This window comes from Armatimonadota bacterium (assembly GCA_020354555.1).
In the GTDB taxonomy this organism is placed as follows: Bacteria; Armatimonadota; Hebobacteria.
In genome coordinates, this window is record CP070648.1 from 3473519 (window position 1) to 3491856 (window position 18338).

At 65.6% G+C, this 18338-nt stretch carries 13 protein-coding genes; 10 read left to right on the forward strand and 3 right to left on the reverse strand.

The genetic code is table 11. The features are described from left to right. The 10 genes from JSV65_14235 to JSV65_14280 all read left to right on the forward strand — a co-directional run. A partial coding sequence (locus tag JSV65_14235; GenBank protein UCH33712.1) for an O-antigen ligase family protein occupies positions 1–1213 on the forward strand: 1213 nt, incomplete at its 5' end. Next, positions 1210–3474, forward strand: coding sequence for a FemAB family PEP-CTERM system-associated protein (locus JSV65_14240; GenBank protein ID UCH33713.1), 2265 nt, complete (start codon positions 1210–1212; stop codon positions 3472–3474). The genes JSV65_14235 and JSV65_14240, both read left to right, overlap by 4 nt. Positions 3475–3489: 15 nt before the next feature. Then, positions 3490–4644 carry a polysaccharide deacetylase family protein gene (locus JSV65_14245; protein ID UCH33714.1) on the forward strand — a complete coding sequence of 385 codons (1155 nt, stop codon included), beginning with the start codon at positions 3490–3492 and terminating at the stop codon, positions 4642–4644. 88 nt (positions 4645–4732) lie between these two features. Continuing rightward, positions 4733–5854, forward strand: a complete 1122-nt coding sequence (locus JSV65_14250; GenBank protein ID UCH33715.1) for a glycosyltransferase — start codon at positions 4733–4735, stop codon at positions 5852–5854. Next, positions 5835–6956 (forward strand): peptidoglycan bridge formation glycyltransferase FemA/FemB family protein, encoded by a 1122-nt coding sequence (locus JSV65_14255; GenBank protein UCH33716.1) that lies wholly within the window; start codon positions 5835–5837, stop codon positions 6954–6956. The genes JSV65_14250 and JSV65_14255 overlap by 20 nt, the downstream gene beginning before the upstream one ends. Beyond that, complete coding sequence (locus tag JSV65_14260) at positions 6953–8236, forward strand: glycosyltransferase family 4 protein (GenBank protein UCH33717.1); 1284 nt, start codon at positions 6953–6955, stop codon at positions 8234–8236. The genes JSV65_14255 and JSV65_14260 overlap by 4 nt, the downstream gene beginning before the upstream one ends. Before the next feature lie 67 nt (positions 8237–8303). Continuing rightward, positions 8304–9416, forward strand: coding sequence for a glycosyltransferase (locus JSV65_14265; protein ID UCH33718.1), 1113 nt, complete (start codon positions 8304–8306; stop codon positions 9414–9416). 633 nt (positions 9417–10049) lie between these two features. Next, positions 10050–12200 (forward strand): DUF11 domain-containing protein, encoded by a 2151-nt coding sequence (locus JSV65_14270; GenBank protein UCH33719.1) that lies wholly within the window; start codon positions 10050–10052, stop codon positions 12198–12200. A 184-nt stretch (positions 12201–12384) separates the two neighbouring features. Beyond that, positions 12385–13914 carry a hypothetical protein gene (locus JSV65_14275; GenBank protein ID UCH33720.1) on the forward strand — a complete coding sequence of 510 codons (1530 nt, stop codon included), beginning with the start codon at positions 12385–12387 and terminating at the stop codon, positions 13912–13914. Positions 13915–14090: 176 nt separating this feature from the next. Continuing rightward, positions 14091–15317, forward strand: a complete 1227-nt coding sequence (locus JSV65_14280) for a hypothetical protein (GenBank protein UCH33721.1) — start codon at positions 14091–14093, stop codon at positions 15315–15317. Between the two features lie 80 nt (positions 15318–15397). On the opposite strand, the gene JSV65_14285 is transcribed toward JSV65_14280, so the two are convergent. The 3 genes from JSV65_14285 to JSV65_14295 all read right to left on the reverse strand — a co-directional run bounded on the left by JSV65_14285 (position 15398) and on the right by JSV65_14295 (position 18228). Beyond that, a complete protein-coding gene (locus tag JSV65_14285; GenBank protein UCH36787.1) occupies positions 15398–15664 on the reverse strand; it encodes a hypothetical protein in 267 nt (88 codons plus the stop codon). A 474-nt stretch (positions 15665–16138) separates the two neighbouring features. Next, a complete protein-coding gene (locus tag JSV65_14290; protein UCH33722.1) occupies positions 16139–17299 on the reverse strand; it encodes a sugar transferase in 1161 nt (386 codons plus the stop codon). Continuing rightward, positions 17296–18228 (reverse strand): DUF3473 domain-containing protein, encoded by a 933-nt coding sequence (locus JSV65_14295; GenBank protein UCH33723.1) that lies wholly within the window; start codon positions 18226–18228, stop codon positions 17296–17298. The genes JSV65_14290 and JSV65_14295 overlap by 4 nt, the downstream gene beginning before the upstream one ends. Between the last annotated feature and the right edge of the window lie 110 nt (positions 18229–18338).

The window sequence follows — 18338 nt, forward strand, 5'->3', positions numbered from 1 at the left end:
CTGGGGGCTGCTGATACTGCTTGCCTTGGAGTTTGTGCGGCCCCAGCAAATAATCCCCGCGCTCGCGCCACTGCATTTGCCTCGTCTTCTGACCATGTGGGTCGCGCTTGCGTGGGTGCTGCAAGCTGTCGTGGCCCGGAGATCGGGACTCATGCGGGACCGACAGAATGCTGTGATGATCGGGGTGCTGGTGGTCGCCGCCATCTCCGTGCCCGGCGCCTATTGGCCGGGGCAGGCAACTGGGGCCCTTGTCGATCTCGCCAAGAAGATTGTCGCGTTCTTTCTGATCATCAACCTCGCGACCGACCGCCGAAGGGTCGGTATGCTCGTCTGGACCCTGGTCTTGCTCAACGCCTGGCTCGCGGCTAACCAGATTGCGGCATACGCTGCCGCAACGCCAGACACGCCTCTCGCACGACTCGGAGGGGGCACTGACTCGTTCCTGGGCAACACGATAGACTTCGCGGTGGCGATCGCGGTCGTGCTTCCGTACGCCGCGTTCCTCACCTTCGCCGAGAAGCGGACGGCGACGGTTGTGGCTGCGGCGCTTTTCACCGGTCTGTTCGTGGTCTCGATGGTGGCGACCGGGGCGCGGTCAGGGGCCGTTGCGTTGGTGGTTCTGGCCGTCGTCGTGTGGGCCAAGAGTCCGCGCAAGGTGGTGGGGCTTGCGGTCATCGGCGCGCTGCTCGCGGGATGCTGGATTCTGTCGCCGACTGCGTATCGTGAACGAGTACTCTCCATCAGGGAGTACCGGCAGGACGCGTCGGCGATGGGCAGGATCGAGAACTGGGGCGTCGCATACCGAATGCTGCGCGATCGTCCCTTTATCGGCGTCGGCATTGACAACTTCGCCATCGCCTATGGTGTACGTTACAGCCCGGCCGGAGAACAGAGATGGGCCGCGGTACACAACGTGGTGCTGCAAGCGGCGGCCGAACTGGGCGTCGTTGGGCTCACCATGTACCTTTTGCTCTTGTTCTTCGTCCTCGGCGACAACCGCCGCACGAGGGCCCTCGCGGCACATATGGTCAGCGACCAGGGCCGGTGGTATCGCAACTTGGCTCATGGCGTGGACGCCAGCCTGATCGGATTCCTCGTCACCAGCCTATTCGCCACGACCCTCTACTATCCGCACCTCTACCTCATCGCCGGATTGGCGGTGGCGCTCAAGCACGCCGCTCTCGCCGATGCCCCCGCGGAGGCTGCGCCATGACCGTGGAGACGACCATATTCTGGGTCGCCGTGGCCTTGGTGGCGTACGCCTACGTCGGCTATCCGCTTCTGCTGGCGGCGCTCGGCGCTGTCTTCGGTCGGCCGTGGCGGAAGGATACGTGTGGCGCCGACCCCGACGTTACCTTGATCGTCCCGGCGCACAACGAGGAGTCCGTCATCGGTCAGAAGATTCGGAACTGCCTCGATCTGGACTATCCCCGCGACAAGTTCGAGATCATCGTGGTCTGCGACGGCTGCACCGACGCTACGGCCGACGTCGTGCGCCGCGAGCGCGATCCGCGCGTGCGGTTGATCGAGTACTCGCCGCGCCGAGGTAAGCCGGCGGCGTTGAACGCGGCGTGCGCGGCCGCGCGTGGCGACATCCTGGTGTTCTCCGACGCGGACGTGCGGCTGCACGCCGCCGCGCTGAAGCATCTCGTCGCGAACTTCGCCGACGAGCATGTAGGCTGTGTCTCGGGGCGAACGCTCGTCGAGACCCGTGCCGAGAGCACGGCCCAGGGCGAACGGCTGAAGTACACGTTCGATCGCCTGGTGCGCCTGGCGCAAAGCCGGCTGTGGACACTGGCAGGCGCCGACGGCGGGCTGTACGCCATCCGGCGAGCGCTGTACCGGCCGCCGGCGCTCAACGCCGTGGCAGATGACCTGGCGATACCGGCGGCGATAGTCGAACAGGGATATCGCATCGTCTACGATCCGCTCGCCGCGGCCATCGAACCCGCGGCGGGGACCTTCAGCGACGAAATGCGCCGCAAGGCGCGCATCGTAGCTGGGGCGGCTCCGATCAGCGTCCGGTGGCTTGCTCCGCGGCGGCTGTTTCGCCGCGACCTGATGGGATTCCATCTGCTGTCGGGCAAGCTGCTCAAGTACGTGGTGCCGCTGTCGCTGATCGCGATACTGGCGTGCAGCGTCGCGCTCCGATCTCAGCCCTTATATGCCGCGCTGCTGTACTCACAACTCGCCTTCTATGCCATCGCCGCTGCGGGGTTGGCGGTGCATCGGCGATATGGCACTCGCCTGCCCCGCGCGTTCTGGCTTCCCGCGTACTTCTGCGGCGTCAACGGCGCCGCTTTGGTCGGCCTGTACCGCGCGCTGCGCCGCCGGCAGAGCGTCAAGTGGGAGCGGCCGCCCCGCGCGCCGGAGACGAAAACGAGTGAACTGGAGCGTGTCTCCACCGGTCAGACCCCTCAGATGAATGCAGCCACCGACAACAGCACATTGCGTATCGGCCCGTTCGAGGGAGCGGCGGCCGAATGGAACGAGTTCGTCGCGGCCGCGGAGGACGGCACGGTATTTCACGACCTGCGCTGGCGGACGGTAATCGAAGACGTGTTCGGCTACAAGAGTCACTACCTGGAGGCGCGGGACGACGGCAGGCTCGTGGGGATCTTGCCCTTGTTCCGCGCGCGCCATGCGCTGACGGGCCCGGCCCTGGTCTCCATGCCGTTCCTCAACTACGGGGGCCCTGTCGCGGAAACTGACGCGGTCCGAGAGGCGCTGCTGTCCGCAGGGACGGCTCTCGCGCAGCGCGCGGACGCGACATATCTAGAGGTGCGCAGTCGGGAGCCTCTGGGCCCGCTGTTCATGAGTTCGACCCAGAAGGAGACCTACGAGCTGTCGCTCGAGGGCGGCCCCGAGGCCGCCTGGCGCGGCCTCAAGTCCAGCGTTCGCAACAAGGTGCGCAAGGCGGTCAAGCTCGGGGTCACGGTACGCATGGGGCTGCATTTCCTGCCGCAGTTCTACCGCTGCTTTGCACACAACATGCGTGACCTCGGCACGCCGGTGCTCAGCCGCGCGTTCTTCGAGCGCGCGGCGGAGGCGTTCCCGGAGGAGTGCGAAGTCATGGTGGCGCAGCATGGCGAGCGATTCATCGGCGGCAAGTTCGTCATGATGTGGGGCGGCGTCATGTATTTCGTGTGGGCGTCATCACTGCGCCCTGCCCTGCGCCTCGCCCCCAACGACCTGCTCAACTGGCGGGCGATCGAGTATGCATGCACGCGTGGTCTGAGCTGGTGCGACTTCGGCCGTTCCACCGTGGGCTCGCCCCACGCGGCGTACAAGCGACAGTGGGGAGCACAGCCCCGACAGTTGTACTGGGAGTACTGCGCGCCCAACGGCTACACAATCCCCGGGCCGACGCGGGACCGTGGATTGGCATATCGGTACGCCAGCCTGCTGTGGCGGCGGCTGCCCATGCCCATCGCGAATCGCGTCGGGCCGCTGCTGGCGAGGTACCTGCCCTGAGGGCGGGCGGTCATCATGGTCACACTACGCGAGACAGTGAAGACGGCGATTGCCGGTCTCGGTTACTATACCGGCGCGCTGGGCGTCGTGGGCTGGATCGGCGAGCGCTTGCACGGTCGGGGCTGCGCGATCCTCACGTATCACCGCGTGCTGTGCCGCGAGGAGGCCGCTGCGGAGCCCGACCCCGGGTTGGTGACTACAGTCGAGACATTCAGGGCACACATGGAGTGCATTGCCGAGCGCTACACACCGGTGCCGCTCAGCGAAGCTGTCGCGCGGCTCGGTCGAGGTGCGCCTCTTCCCCGCCGAGCCTGCGCGGTCACCTTCGACGACGGCTGGCGTGATAACTTCAGGAATGCATATCCGATCCTGCGTGAGATCGGCATCCCGGCAACCATCTTCGTCGCCACAAGCTATGTCGGCACCGAGCGACCGTTGTGGACGCGACGGGCCGCCCACGTCATCGGCGAGGCGCTGCGCCGAGGCGAGGCGCGGCTCGTGCAAGATGCGCTTGACCAAGACGGGCCGGGGCTGTCGTCTCCAGCGATAGGGACATCCCACGGGGTCAAGCCCATCGTTTCGCTCCTCAAGCGCCTGCCCGCCGGTCGGCGCGAGCGGATCGTGTCCGGCATCGCGGCGGCGCTCGGCTGTGCGTCGGTCGGCGACTCGTGGCTGACATGGGACGAGCTTCGTCACATGAGCGAACGCGGGGTCGCGGTCGGATCTCATACCCGGACGCATGCAATCCTCATCGCGGAGTCGCCCGAGCGCGTGCGCGATGAACTCGCCGGCTCTCGGGCCGACATCGAAACACACGTCGGCGCAGCGCCTGTTGCGTTCTGCTATCCCGACGGCGCGTGGGACGAGCGCGTCGAGGCAATGGTGCGCGACACTGGATATGCTTGTGCGTGCTCCACCGATCCCGGCATGGCGCGCGCCGGAGGCAATCCCTATCATCTCCCACGGATCGCCGCCGACGAGCGGATGGCGCAGGGCGTCGGCCGCGGATTCTCACCGGCGATGCTTACTCTTCAGGCGATGGGCGGATTCCGGACCGTGGCGGGATTGCGGCGTGACCGACATCAAGTAGTCGAGCCGGAGCGAAGGGGAGCTACCGGCGAGGGCGACGAGCCCGCCGACACTCTGGCGGCAATGGAACGACACCGATGACGCAGGAGAACAAAGCATCGGTTCTCGTGGTTGACGGCGACACGCGAACGAAACCAGACGCTTGCGTCACCAGTGAGGCGGTAATGCAGTGAGCCATCCGATCCGCGTTCTGCAGGCGATCGAAACCGGCGGTTACGGTGGTGCCGAAATGGTGCTGCTGCAGCTCGCGACGCATCTCTCGCGGGGCCGGTATGCCGTGATCGCCGGAGTTGGGAGAGACGACTGGTTGGCGCAGAATCTCAGAGCAGCGGGCGTCCGTGTCTTCATCCTCGGGCGTGCGCGTGGGTTGGACGTGCGTCTAGTGGCCAACCTTGTACGAGTGATAAGACGTGAACGGGTGAGCCTAGTGCACAGCCACATGTTCAGAATCGGTCTCAACAGCTGCCTTGCGGCCCGCGTCGCGGGGATTCCGGCGATTGTTACGGTGCACGGATTATCTGACTTCGAGACTGGACGTCGACGGCTTGCGATCTGGTTCCTCTCGCAACTGGCCAGCAGGATAGTGACTGTGTCCCGCTACCTGCGACGCCAACTGATGGGATCCTGTCGCGTGAGGGCGAGTCGAATTGCCACGATCCATAACGGTGTGCCACTAGGCCATTTCCCGGCTGACCACCACGAATCACGGCGACAAGTTCGAGCGGAACTCGATCTGGAGGGCGCGTTCGCGGTGGGGACGGTAGGCCGTCTGAGCCCTGTGAAGGGCCATCAGCATCTCATTGATGCGATTGCTGGGTTGGCCGATGAAACGCCAGTGGTGCGACTGCTGATCGTCGGGCCTGGACCGTTGCGCTCTGCGCTGGCGGCGCGGTCGGAAGCCCTTGGGCTAGCCGACCGGGTTCGATTCCTGGGCTTCAGGGATGATATCCCACGGCTGCTCAGCGCGTTGGATTGCTTTGTGCTGCCGTCGTTGTCCGAGGGGCTCTCGATCGCGACCATGGAGGCGATGGCGGCGGGACTGCCTGTAGTTGTCACCGACAGCGGGGGGCCGTCCGATCTGGTGGAGCACGGCGAGACGGGTCTGGTGGTTCCGCCGGGCGACGCCTCCGCGCTATCGGCGGCCATCGCGACCGTCCTGCGCGAGCCGGAGTTGGCGCGGCGATTGGGGGCCGCGGCCCGCCGGAGAGCCCAGGCGTTCGATATGCGAGACATGGTAGACAGGTACGAGATGCTGTACCGGGAGGTGCTGAGTGACCGCAAGCGGGCTTGAGCTTGCGCTCGGCGGCGCCTCGACGCCCGGCCTGACGGCGCGAGAGATGGGCGCGGAGGGCCGCGCCGCGTGGGACGCGTTCGTCGCGGGCCATCCCTTGGGCCATTACATGCAGAGTTACGAATGGGGTGAAATCCGGGCAGCGAGCGGATGGACGCCGATTCGCGTCGCGGTGCTCGTCGGCGATGAGATTCGGGCGTGCGCGCAAGTGCTCGAGAAGAAGTTGGTGCTGGGCCATCGGTGCGTTCACTATGCGCCGCGGGGCCCCATCGTTGACTACCACGACGCCCGGTTGCTCGCCGACACCGTCAACGCGTTGCGCGCCGTCGGCCGTCGTCGAGGCGCGACTATGCTCAGGACCGACCCCGCGGTCGGCGAAGAGGACGCCGCGGCTCGCGAGGCGCTGGACGCGCTCGGATTCAGACACAGCGAGCGCGGCACGTATTGGAACGCGCCGCGCCACGTCTTCCGGCTCGACCTATCGCCCGACGAAGATGCGCTGTTCCGGTCGTTTCGACAGACCACGCGCAACGAGATACGACAAGCCGCTCGAAAAGGCGTCGTCATCGAGAACAGCGGGACGCCGGGGGATCTCGCGGAGTTTCACCAACTGATGATGGTGCTCGGGAGCCGCAAGGGCTTTCCGGTGCGCGCGTACGCGCATTATCGGAAGCTGTACGACGAACTTCTGCCGCGCGGGCTCGGGAAGCTGTTCGTGGCACGCCACGACGGCACGCTGATCGGCGGAGCGTTCATGGCGACGATGGGTGACGCGAGTTGGTGGCTGCACGGCGCGACGAGTTCGGAACATCGCAAGCTGATGCCGAGCAAAGCGTTGGCATGGGCGATGATCACGTGGTCAAAGAGCGTGGGGCGACGGTGGTTTGACTTCCTCGGCTCGCGCTTGCCGGGCGTGGCCGATTTCAAGCGAGGCTTCAGACCAACCGAGGCGTCGTTCATCGGCTGCTACGACTTGCCGTTGCGGCCAACCACATATGCCCTGTGGCGTGCCGCCGAGAGCCGCGGGGTGCCGGCGGCGGTGGCGGTTTATCGGGCGGTGATGCCCCGGCTGGGATTCCTGCGGCGAGGGGCGTCAACGTGAACGTGCTCAAGGTATTCTTCAGTCCCTACCCGTGGGACGTCAGAGTGGAGAAGATATGCCGCGGCCTTGTCGCGGGCGGGCATGAGGTGACGCTCCTGTGCCGCAACGAGCGTCTTCAGCCAGCGGACGAAGTGATCGATGGGTTTCGCGTGACGCGCATTCGGCCGCCGCGGATCGGCGCTCCCGCCTTCAACCAATGGTGGAACGCGCCGCTGCCCGTCAATCCGGTGTGGTGGGCGCACATCGCCGCGGCTCTCGCCCGCGAGCGACCCGACGTCGTGCTGATACGGGACATCCCGCTCGCCGTGCCGAGCGCCGCGCTGGCGCGCGCCTGCGGCATTCCGACGGTGCTCGACATGGCCGAGAACTACCCCGCAGCGATGGCGGAGTGGCGCCGCTGGGAGCGCGGCGGAGCAACCCGCGCCCTGACGCGAAACGTGGTCGCCGCGCGCGCGCTGGAGAGAGCGTCGGTGAGAGCCGTGAACCACGTCGTCGTCGTCGCCGAGGAACAGCGGAGCCGCCTGGTGGCGATGAAGGTTCCCCCGCGCCGCGTCTGGCTCGCGAGCAATACCCCTGAGCTGGACCGGGCGAGTCGCATCGATCGCGGCCTACAACAGGAGCTGCGGCAGCGCTTTCGTGGGCGGACGGTCGTGCTTTACGTGGGGGAGCTCCACCTCCACCGTGGCATAGACACGGCCATACGTGCGGTGAGTCGCGCCCGCGCGCAGCTCGGTGATCCGCTGCTCCTACTCGTCGGCAAGGGGATCCACGAACGACTTCTGAGACGGATCGCGGCGGCGCAGGGCGGACAGGAGCTGGTGCATTTCGAGGGATGGGTCCGACCCGAGTTGGTGGCGAGTTATGTGGCGAGCTGTGACATCGCGCTCGTGCCGCACCGTGCCAGCGAGCACACGAACACCACGTTGCCGAACAAACTGTTCGACTACATGGCGCACGGCAAGCCGGTGGTGGTGTCCGACGCCGCGCCGATGGCACGGATCGTAAACGCCGAGGGATGCGGCACGGTGTTCCGCTCCGGCGACGGCGATTCGCTGGCACGGGCCATCCTCCACGCGGCGGACCCGACGCGCGGCCCTCGCATGGGGCTGCGCGGGCGGCAAGCGGTGCTCCGCGAGTACAACTGGGACGTGGATTTTCGTCGGCTCTGCTCGGCGCTGGAGACAGCCGCCGGCGGCGCGCGCAAGCGCTGCGGACGCGCATCGCGCGCCGGGCCGGGCGTTGGGCGCGCTGGAAGGTCGGGGGCCCATGCCGACAGCTAGCCCAGCACGCGCGAGGAACGAGGACCCCACTGGGCTCCGAGACACGGCGGCCCGCGTCGCGTACCTTGTGGCCACACGATCCCACGGCGGGCCCGAGCGCCAGATACTCGGGGTCGCGACCCGACACGAGCGGTCGCGTTTCCGTCCTCTCATCGTGTCGTTCGTGTCTTATCACGGCGAACGGCGCCCAGTGCTCGACGAAGCAAACCGCGCGGGGTTGCCCACCGCCGCCGTCCGCATGACGGCGACGCTTGATCCCCGCGGCGTCTCCGGCTTGGCCCGTATGCTGCGTCAGGAAGCGATCTCGCTGGTGGCAACCTACGGGTACAAAGCGGATATCCTGGGCTTGATGGCGGGGCGATTGGTCGGCGTGCCCGTTGTTGCGACATGCGGCGGTTGGACCGGACACACGCGGCTGGTGTGCCTCTACGAGGCGCTCGACAAGCTCGCGCTTCGCTTGGCGGACCGCGTGATCGCGGTTTCTGAGGCGACGCGAAGCGCGCTGCTCCAGTCCGGCGTTGACCCGCGGCGAATAGCCGTCGTGCCTAATGCCGTTGACGGCGAACGCTTCCGGCCGGGCGACGGCTCGAGGCTGCGCGCCGAGCTCGGCGTCGCGCCCGACACGGCGGTCATCGTCTCCGTTGGGCGACTCAGCCGTGAGAAGGGACATCGCTACCTTATTGACGCCGCGGCGCAACTCCGATCGCCCCAGCGAATTCATCTCCTGTTCGTCGGGGACGGACCTGAGAAGCCCGCGCTCGAGAGGCTCGTCGCTTCGCACGACATGACGGCCATGACGACGTTCGCCGGCTGGCGTACCGACGTTGTGCCGTTTTACCGGGCGGCCGACATCGTGGTCCTGCCTTCGCTCACCGAGGGACTACCTGTCGCCCTACTCGAAGCGATGGCCTGCGGCAAGCCGGTCGTCGCGAGCGATGTCGGCGGCGTGGCCGAGGTGCTGGGCGCAAGCGCGTACGGGCTCGTCGTTCCCCCCGCGAACCCGAGCGCTCTCACGAACGCGCTCGCATGCCTGGTGGAGAGACGCCACTTCGCGCACGCCCTGGCGGAGCGAGCGAGAGAGCGTGCGACTCAGATGACCTTCGACACGAGTGTGCGGCTGCTGGAGCATCTGTACGCGGATGTCCTTCGTGTACGCGGTCCGGGACGACGGCACCGGTGACTGCCGTTACGGACTGCGCAGACACGCCACGCGGAGCTCGTCTGCCGCCGAGGAGTGTTCGGGCTCCCGGATGACTCGCGCGGAATGCGGAGCCTCCGGTATGGGGGATCCCGCGGAATGGCGCTGGGCCCCACTGACGTAGCGTCCTCCCCTCTTCACTGCCCACAGCAGCGGGCTGACCAGCCAAACGGACCATGCTCAGTGATCTGCCCTCGTATCGGCTCACCACTGGTCTCCGCGGCCCAGTAGGACAGCCGTCTCGTCATGTGGCCGCAGGAATCGCGGGCCTAAATGTGGAACACATTGGACAGGTGAAGATCCCGTGCGAGTGTCCCCCAGGGGTGGCTGTGGCGTCACGCTTGCTTGACGCGGCGTGCCCCGTGGAGACGCGGAAGCGCTTGGTGCGGCCTCGCTGACCGGAGCTTCTGTCCTCCGGCAAGGCGCCGCCTTGGGTAAACTGAGCACAAGAGCCCCGTCTGGACTGGTATTGGCCGGACGCGGCTGGGCCGTGTTTTGGCGCTTCGCAACGGCGAATTGACGATGCTTCGCAGATCGGCACCGGAGCGGCACTGGCGCCGTCCCGGCGGCGCCCAAGACCCTGAAGATCAAAGGGCAATTCACTAGGCGATGAAGATGAAAAGACACTCCTCTCTACGACTGATGGCGGGAGCGCTACTGGGCCTGGCTATCCTGGGCCCCGCGGCCGAGAGTTCCTCTTTCAGCCACATCAAGACGTTTGAGAATATCTGGACGGGGACGGAGGCCGATATTCCGTTCCTCAAAGCTCATTATGACTGGCTGACGCTGAATGATTCGCTAGCGGTGGCGTATCGGAACGCCGGCGGCACGGCGTGGCTCTGGGTGTACCGGACCTACAACTACATTCCGTGGGACGCGCCCGACGAGTGGGCTCATATCAGACAGTGGGCGGCGACGCAGGGCCTGACTCCTTCACAGTGGGAGGACATGTTCGTCCACTTCTCCACGGACACGGTGTACCGGCCCAACCAGGAGAGTTCGACCTCCGACGCGAGCCGAGAGGATAGCTTCGAGTCGGTCTTCGTGTATAACGGAGTCGGCTACACCGACCGCACCGCCGACGCCTACAGCGGTAGCTCCTTCCGCATCGGTGACAACCTGGGCTGGATACTGTATGTCGGGTACGAGGAACCGTTCAAAGAGGTCAACTTCACCATCTCAACGCCGGCCAGTGCCGATTGGGCGGGCGTGTGGGAGTACTGGAACGGCAGCGCGTGGGCGCCGCTGAACCCAACAGACGGCACCAACGATATGACTCGAAGCGGCAAAGTGGAGCGACTGCCGCCGCCGATGGCGTCGTGGACCCGCTGCGCGGTCAACGGTTCGACGAAGTGGTGGTGGCGGCTGCGCACCACGGCGGCGGGGACGACGCGGCCGGTGGTAGCAGGCGGCGGGCTCAAGGGCCAGAACTACGTCACCTTCGGCGGCGGGTATTACCGCGTTCCCGGATGGGATAGCGCCAATGACGCCAACGGCGATGGCGTCCGTGACACCAACAGTAACCCGGGTGCAACCGCGATCTTCCGCTACCAGTCGCGAGTGAGCGTGTACTGGCTGAAGACCTATTACCCCTACATGGGCGACGCCAACTACCGGTCATGGTTTGCCAGCTATGCGAAAGAAGTGGTCGAGGCCGGGATCGGCGGGTCAGCCCATCACTATGACTCGCTGTTCCTCGACGACGCCTTTGAGTACTTCTGGCTGCACAACGTGCAGAGCGGCAGCTCGACGATCGAGAACGCGGCTGCAACCTGGGTGGACGACTCCATTGCGCTGTTGACCGCGGTCAAGGCAACCGTAGGCCCGGACAAGATCGTCTTCCTCAACACCAGCGAGCGCACGAGCGAAACCACTGAGCGTTTCATAGACGCGGTGGACGGCTTTCTCGGAGAGAGTTACATCAATTTCGGAGCGTGTCCCCGGCGGCGTCTTGATGCCGTGGTGGACAGGGATGCGCGCGGTAAGCACTCCCTCGTTCATGCCTCCCACAGCCTCATAAACGACGATGCAGAGCGCACTATGATGTTCTCGCTGGCGGCGTTCTATCTGATGAAGGGAGAGCGCACGCACTACAGATTCGGCATGGATGGTCGGGGCCCCGAGCCCAACCATTTCCACGACCATTTCTACGGCGCGATCGAGTACGATGTGGGCCAGCCGAAGGGCCCCTACTACGTCCTTCACCAGGAGGATGATCCGAGCAGCAATGACCCGTGGGGCATCGCCTACATGTACGCGCGGGAGTACGACAACATCCTGGCGGTGACGGTGCCGATGCCGTCCTGGGACTCGACGTTTATCCCTTCCTACACCGCCGCGCTGCCGTCCTATGCGACCGGACAAGGGACGTCGAACCGCTACCAGCGGATGCGAAGCGACGCGACGATCGAGGCAACGGCCATCGCCCAGATCACTCTGCGCAACGGAGAGGGTGCGCTACTCGTCAAATCCGACCTCAGCCCGCCGGCAGTTGCGGTGAGCAAGGCCCCGGACCGCGCCACAGCGGCGCCGAGTGACGTCATCACGTACACGATCACGTACCGCAATGACTCGTCAGAGACGATCCGGAACGCGGTGTTGACGGATGCGATCCCCGAGCACACCGCGTACGTGCCGAACAGCACGAAGCTCAACGGTGCTACCGTCACCCCGGATCCGTACGCGAACGGGCAGATTACCGTGCCAATCGGGGCAGTGGCTGCCGGGGATTCCGGTACCGTCATGTTTCAGGTGATCGTCCAATAGCGCCCGCGGGCGCCCATCCCGTATCGTCCTCTGTGCCACTCGGGCCGCCCCGAGCAGCACCGGTCGATCACGCCGGTCGATGCGAAGACCTGCGGTTCGCGCTGCTTGCCGTCGCCGATCTCGCGGGCCTGGTCTCCGGTAGCGTTGCGAAGGCTGCAGCCAATCCACGGTGGAGCCTCAGTCTATGGCCGACGCCGGGCCGATGAACCGACACGAGAGGGCGCAACTCGCGGCCGTCTCGCTTGGCGCTCTGCTGCTCTATGCGAGCACCGCAACGCGGGCTGTACACACCGGGGACGCGGCGATATACGTCTTCAATGCCACCAGCGGAAACCTGTCCAATGTCGCCATTCATATGGGTCACTACCTGCTGGGCGCGGTGTTCGTGCGCGCACTCGCCGTCATAGGCATCGCGCCCGACACGGCAATGAGCATCATGGCCGCCGGTTTTGGATCCGCCGGGGTGGCGGCGATCTACCTGCTGACTCGCCGATTGGTGCCGACAAGCTCGGCGGCGGTGTTCGCCGCGCTCAGCCTTGGGGTGGCTTTCAATTACTGGTATTACTCAACGTTCCCAGAGATGTACGCTGTTCAAGCCAGTCTGATCTTCTGGGCCATGTACCTGACCCTTGGTCGCCGCGACTGGTGGGCGGGGATCATCTATGGATTGGCGATTCTCGTCTCGCCGCTCAGCCTCGCCGCCCTGCCGGCGATCGTGGTGCTCTCGCGCATTACGGGGCGCCGAGCGCCCTGGCTTACGCTGCGCTTCGTGATTGCCGCCGCCGCCGTCACGCTGCCCTTTCTCGCCGCCCTGCATCATGAGTACCTGTGGGGCCGCAGAGGACTTCTCGCCTCTGGTCAAGCCCTGCCGTGGCGCCCGCTGGCGACGATAGTCAAGGAGGACAGCTACGAACTGGCGAAGGCGTTTGGCGTGTTGATGGTGCCGGTCTGCGCGGGCGTTGTGCTGGTGGCGATCAGGAATCGGCAGTTGCTGTTCGTCATCGCCGTCCTCGTAGCGGCCCACATTCCGGTGCTCGCCAAACCTGGGGATGCAGGTGCCTTCCTGCTGCCGGCATACGGCTTCATCGGCATGATTTCCGGCGTGGGGCTGTCCCGCATCAGCGCATGGCGACGGCCGGTGGGCGATGTCATCGCCGCATGTCTCCTGATAGCCACGTTCGCGACCTCCCTGAGCATGCTGTGGCCGAGGAAGCAAGAGGCGGAATCGTTCAAGCGGCTGTGCCCCCACATAGCGCGGGTGGTCGGGAGGAACGGTGTGCTGATTGCGGATTGGTCTGACGGCGTGGTCTATTCGTACTATGCCGCGCCTCAGCGGCACCGTCCCCCGGATCGGCGTCCCGGTTGGGCCAATGCCGAGGAATGGGCCTTGACCGCCGAGCGAATGGACGCTCTCTATCGAAGCGGACGCCCGCTGTACGTCCTGGAGGAGCGCTACCGCCCGGTGTGGCTCGCGCGAGTTCTGCTCTCGCCGGAGACTATTCGGCAAAGAACCGTGGCGAAATCCATATTGCGTCGTGCCCAGCGGCTGGGCCTCCCTCTGTCGCCGAACCTGAAACTCACCGCGCGCGATGTCTCATTGTTCTCTCTCATCCGAGAACATGGGGGCGAGTGGGCCCCGGAGACTCGGACGGGCGCGTCCATACGTCCCGAAAAAGAAGTTGCGCCACGATCTGAGCGGTTCTCTGCTGAGTAACTTGAGGCCACTCCGCCTACGTTGCGGGGGCAGCGAACCAGACGAGCCTATCGCGTCAGAGTCAGAGGCACCGTAAAGTGAAAGACAGGGCACCACGGAGGACGATGCGAGACATCGCGGCTCAATGTCGTGGCTTCCGCAAGGCAGAAACGCTTCTGAGAGCGTCCAGCAAACCTGTGGCTGTCGTAGTCCCGTTGGGCGTTAACGGCATCTGCTTCACCCGCGCCCTCGCCGCCGCTCGCATCCCCGCCGTGGCCGTCACGGACGATCTGCAGCAGCCCACTTCACGCACTCGGCTCAGCGCGGTCGTGGGGCATCCGGAGATCCACACGCCGGCGCTAGTTGACGTTCTGGCGCAACTCGGGGCCACGGCCAAGGCACGACCCGTGTTGTTCGTGCTCGCGGACGTTCAGGCTCTCCTTGTCTCTGAGCATCGCGAGTATCTACGCACGTGGTATGACTTCGCGCTGCCATCGCACGAAGTGATGCAGTTGCTCCTCGACAAGCTCCTTTTCTCACAGTGGGCTGTCGAGCGAAACTTGCCCGTCGCCGCGACGTGGTGCGTGCGCGAGGCGCAGCAGATCGAGGATATCGCTGCCGCAATCAGCTACCCCTGCATCCTTAAGCCTCGCTACCGAGACCACCGATGGGCAAGTGAGCGATTGCCGAAAGGAATCAAGATCAGTGATGCGAGTGGGCTACGCTCGTGCTATCGGTTCGTCTCTCGCTGGCAACGGCAAGTTGTGATATCCGAATGGGTAGAGGGCCCAGACTCCAACCTGTACATCGGCCATATCTACGTTGGCCGAGGAGGGTCCGAGTCGGTCGTGTTTCTGACGCGCAAGCTACGTCAGTATCCGCCGAGCATCGGCACCACTACACTGGCAGTCGCTTGGCGCGATGACAGGCTGACCGCTCTCACTGCGAACGTATACAGTAACCTCGACGACTATCACGGCTTCGGCGCCGTGGAGATCAAGATAGACGCGCGCAGCGGCGAGCCTCGCATTCTCGAACCGATGGCCGGGCGTTGCAGCATGATCTGGTACCCGGCTCTGCTGCAGGGCCTTAACCTGGCTTATCTTGCCTACTGTGACGTCTTGGGGCAGCCCGCGCCGCCCTGGCGCCTTTCTGATAATCCCGCGAAGTGGCTGGACGAGCGTCCAGACTTGGCATCTGCGTGGCACTACATCCGGCGCGGCGAGTTGACCGTCGCGGACTACCTGCGATCCATTGGTGGTCGGAAGGTATGCGTCCATGTGAACTGGCGCGATCCAATGCCTGGCGTGGGACTCATGCTGGAGACCCTCGCGCTAAGCGCGCAGAAGGCGTTGTCGCGCCGCAGTGCGCGGGAGTCGCGCCGCACGCGGACAACCTGGGAAGAGCCGCCACCCGCGCACTGAGTGCGGCGGATACCCCGCCGTGAGCCGAACTGCCAAACATACGGCATGCGCGACGGCGCGCGGCCGGGGCGAGAGGCCGACTACAGGTTGCCCGCGACCTCTCGTTCTGTCTGCCACTGCAACGGGTCTAGCGTCCGCAGCACCCGCGCCGGCGTCCCCGCGACTACGGTGTACGGCGGCACGTCTTTGGTGACGACGGCGTTCGCGCCGATCACCGCATGATCGCCTATGGTGACCCCTTCCCTGATGAAAGCGCAGGTGCCGATCCACACATGATCCCCGATCACGATGTCCTTCTCCACGAACTGCATCTCCGGGCCGGTGCCGTTGAGCAGGTCATGAGTCATCGCGCGAATGCAGACGAAACGCGCAATCGCGCAATTGCGACCGATGCGCACCTCGCTGTTCGGGCCGGACTCGATTTCGCTGTACGGATTGATATAGGTCCCGTCGCCGATACGGACGTTGCCTTCAACGCGAATCGGATAGCGCAGCGCCACGGTGCGAGGAATGCCCAGGCGCTTGTGAATGGCGTCGAGCTCCCGCCGCTTGTAGCGCTCGAACAAGACGGCAAAGATCGTGTCGAGCGGAAGACACCGCAGAGCCACACGTTCAATCAGCTTCTTCAGTCGAACCGGCAACAGCGACCCTCGCGTTTCGCCCGTGTGAACGCCGACGCGCGCCGATGGCACGACGCCTGCAACTGGCAATGCTTGCCACGGCCCCGGGGATGACGCGCCACCCTTCGCGAGCCCTCGCCGCAGCGGCCTCGAACGCAACCACGACCGTCTTCCGAAACCGACTCGGCGAGCCCCTCGCCGCTACTGCCCCGCGCGGAGCAGCACCACGCGCACGGTTTCGAGCAGTATTCGCAGATCGAGCCAGACCGACTGCCGATAGACGTACAGCCAATCGTACTTGAGCTTGTTATGAACGTCGGTATCGTAGCGGCCTCGCACTTGCCCGAGGCCGGTGATGCCCGGCTTGACGATGAGGCGCTTGCGGTAGCCGGGGATCTCGCGCAGGTAACGCCGCGCGAACTCGGGGCGCTCGGGCCTGGGCCCGACCATGCTCATGTCGCCGCGCAGCACGTTGAACAACTGCGGCAGTTCGTCGAGCCGCGTGATGCGCAGGATGCGGCCCAGCGGCGTGACGCGAGCATCGTAGGGGTCCGCGAGGACCGGTCCCGTGTCGCGTTCCGCGTCGACAATCATCGTGCGCAGCTTGTAGATCGTGAACTCCCCGCCGTGCAGCCCGACCCGCTGCTGGCAGAAGAAGGCCGGGCCGCGCGACGTGCACTTGACCAGCGCCGCCATGAGCGCGATCGCGGGCGCGCTGACGATAAGGCCAGCGAGGCTGAACGCGATGTCGAAGCAGCGCTTCGCGGTGTGGTAGGCGCGGCACGCGTGCCGGTCATTGAGGGCGACGAGCGGAATATCCGCGATCGAGCGCAGGCGCAACTCGACAGTCATCGCGTCGCGCATGGCGACGGTCGAAGAGACACGAACCCGTTCGTCGGCGCCCGACGCCGCCAGTTGATGCACGAGGAGGTCCTGCCAGCTCGGGGCGTGCGCGACGATGATCTCGTCAATCGCGTGACGGTCGACCAGTGACGCTATCTCGCGGGTGCCGCCGAGGATCGGTATCCCGGCGACGCCGGGCAGATCGAGCTCGTCGTCAACGAAGCCGACGATCTGGCGGCGCAGCTCCGGGTGGTCGAGGATCGCTTCCGCCAACTCGCGCCCGCGGGCGCCGGCACCGACGATCAGGACGCGCGAGCCGGCGACGTCGCGAGCATCGTCGGACGAGATCGGTGCCGCGCGTGAGGCATCAACGGTGCTGCGCCACGGCGCGACGCGGGTGCGGGCTAGAGTCGCGAAGACGAGCAAGCCGGCCGCGACCAGGGCGGCCGCGAAGGCGACTGCGAGGAGATGAACGACACCATTCGCCAGCAGCGCGTACATCGCGGTTGTCCCCGTCATTGCTTGACGACCGTCTGCAGCCCGCCAGCGGCAAGCGCCGCGTCGTGCGACGGAAACTCCTGCGCCGACAATCGGTAGCAGGGCAGGGCCTCATGGCAACGGTCGAGTTGAGCTTCCACGGGGGCAAATTCGAAGTCGCGCAGCAGCCGACGCAGCTTGCCCTCCGTGCGCCCCAGGTTGCCGTAGCAGCGCAGTCGCAGCGACCACGGCAAGGGCAAGCGAGGATGATCGGGGTCGAGTTCCCACGGGTGCAGGTACACGACCGCCGAGTGACCGCGGGCGTTCAGCTGCCTGATCCCGCCCGCCACAACTCGGTACGGCAGCAACCTGAAGTACGCCCCCCCCGAGAAGCCTATCTGCCATCCCATCCAGCGCATCGTGGGGATCGGAAACTCGACGAACGAGCTATGGCCGTTGATGGCAACGCGATAGGGGTGATCCGGCGAGCCGGGAATGCCATAGCGGTGGTGGCGGATCGGGAATATGCTGGAGTCGTACTCGAAGCCGTGCTCCTCCAGCAGTTCCAGCGCCCACAGGCTGCGGCGGACGACGGAGAACGACGCCGCGCGATATCCTCGCGCGGCGCGCCCGGTGATTGACCCGATCAGATCCTGGCAGTGCTGCAGCTCCCAAGCGAACTGCACCGGCGTCTGCTCGTAGATCAGCGCATGGTGATAGCCGTGGATGGCGATCTCGTGTCCGCGGCGCGCGATCTCGCGCACGAGCCGATGATTGCGCTCTGCGTTCCAGCCGAGCACGAAGAACGTCGCCTTGACTGCGGCCTCGTCCAGAATCGCTAGCAGGCGGTACGTGCTTGCTTCGAGGCGGCTCTCGCAGTCATCCCACAACTCGCGCCCAATAAGCCGATCGAGGTTGGAGACCTGGAACCAGTCCTCGAGATCTATCGTCAGTATGTTGGTCACGTTCATTCGCAAGCCGCCGCGCCGCGGCCCCGCCCACACCCGGCCGGTTTCGTCTCTCACGCGTGTGTACGGCGCAATAACTGTGCCACGCCGCGTCGCCCCCACGCGTCCTTGTC

What these genes read in the sequence shown, in the direction of transcription:
- JSV65_14275 (UCH33720.1), top strand. Translation starts at nt 12,385, where the DNA reads ATGGCCGACGCCGGGCCGATGAACCGACACGAGAGGGCGCAACTCGCG.
- JSV65_14295 (UCH33723.1), bottom strand. Translation starts at nt 18,228, where the DNA reads ATGAACGTGACCAACATACTGACGATAGATCTCGAGGACTGGTTCCAG.
- JSV65_14290 (UCH33722.1), bottom strand. Translation starts at nt 17,299, where the DNA reads ATGACGGGGACAACCGCGATGTACGCGCTGCTGGCGAATGGTGTCGTT.
- JSV65_14240 (UCH33713.1), top strand. Translation starts at nt 1,210, where the DNA reads ATGACCGTGGAGACGACCATATTCTGGGTCGCCGTGGCCTTGGTGGCG.
- JSV65_14270 (UCH33719.1), top strand. Translation starts at nt 10,050, where the DNA reads ATGAAAAGACACTCCTCTCTACGACTGATGGCGGGAGCGCTACTGGGC.
- JSV65_14245 (UCH33714.1), top strand. Translation starts at nt 3,490, where the DNA reads ATGGTCACACTACGCGAGACAGTGAAGACGGCGATTGCCGGTCTCGGT.
- JSV65_14285 (UCH36787.1), bottom strand. Translation starts at nt 15,664, where the DNA reads ATGACTCATGACCTGCTCAACGGCACCGGCCCGGAGATGCAGTTCGTG.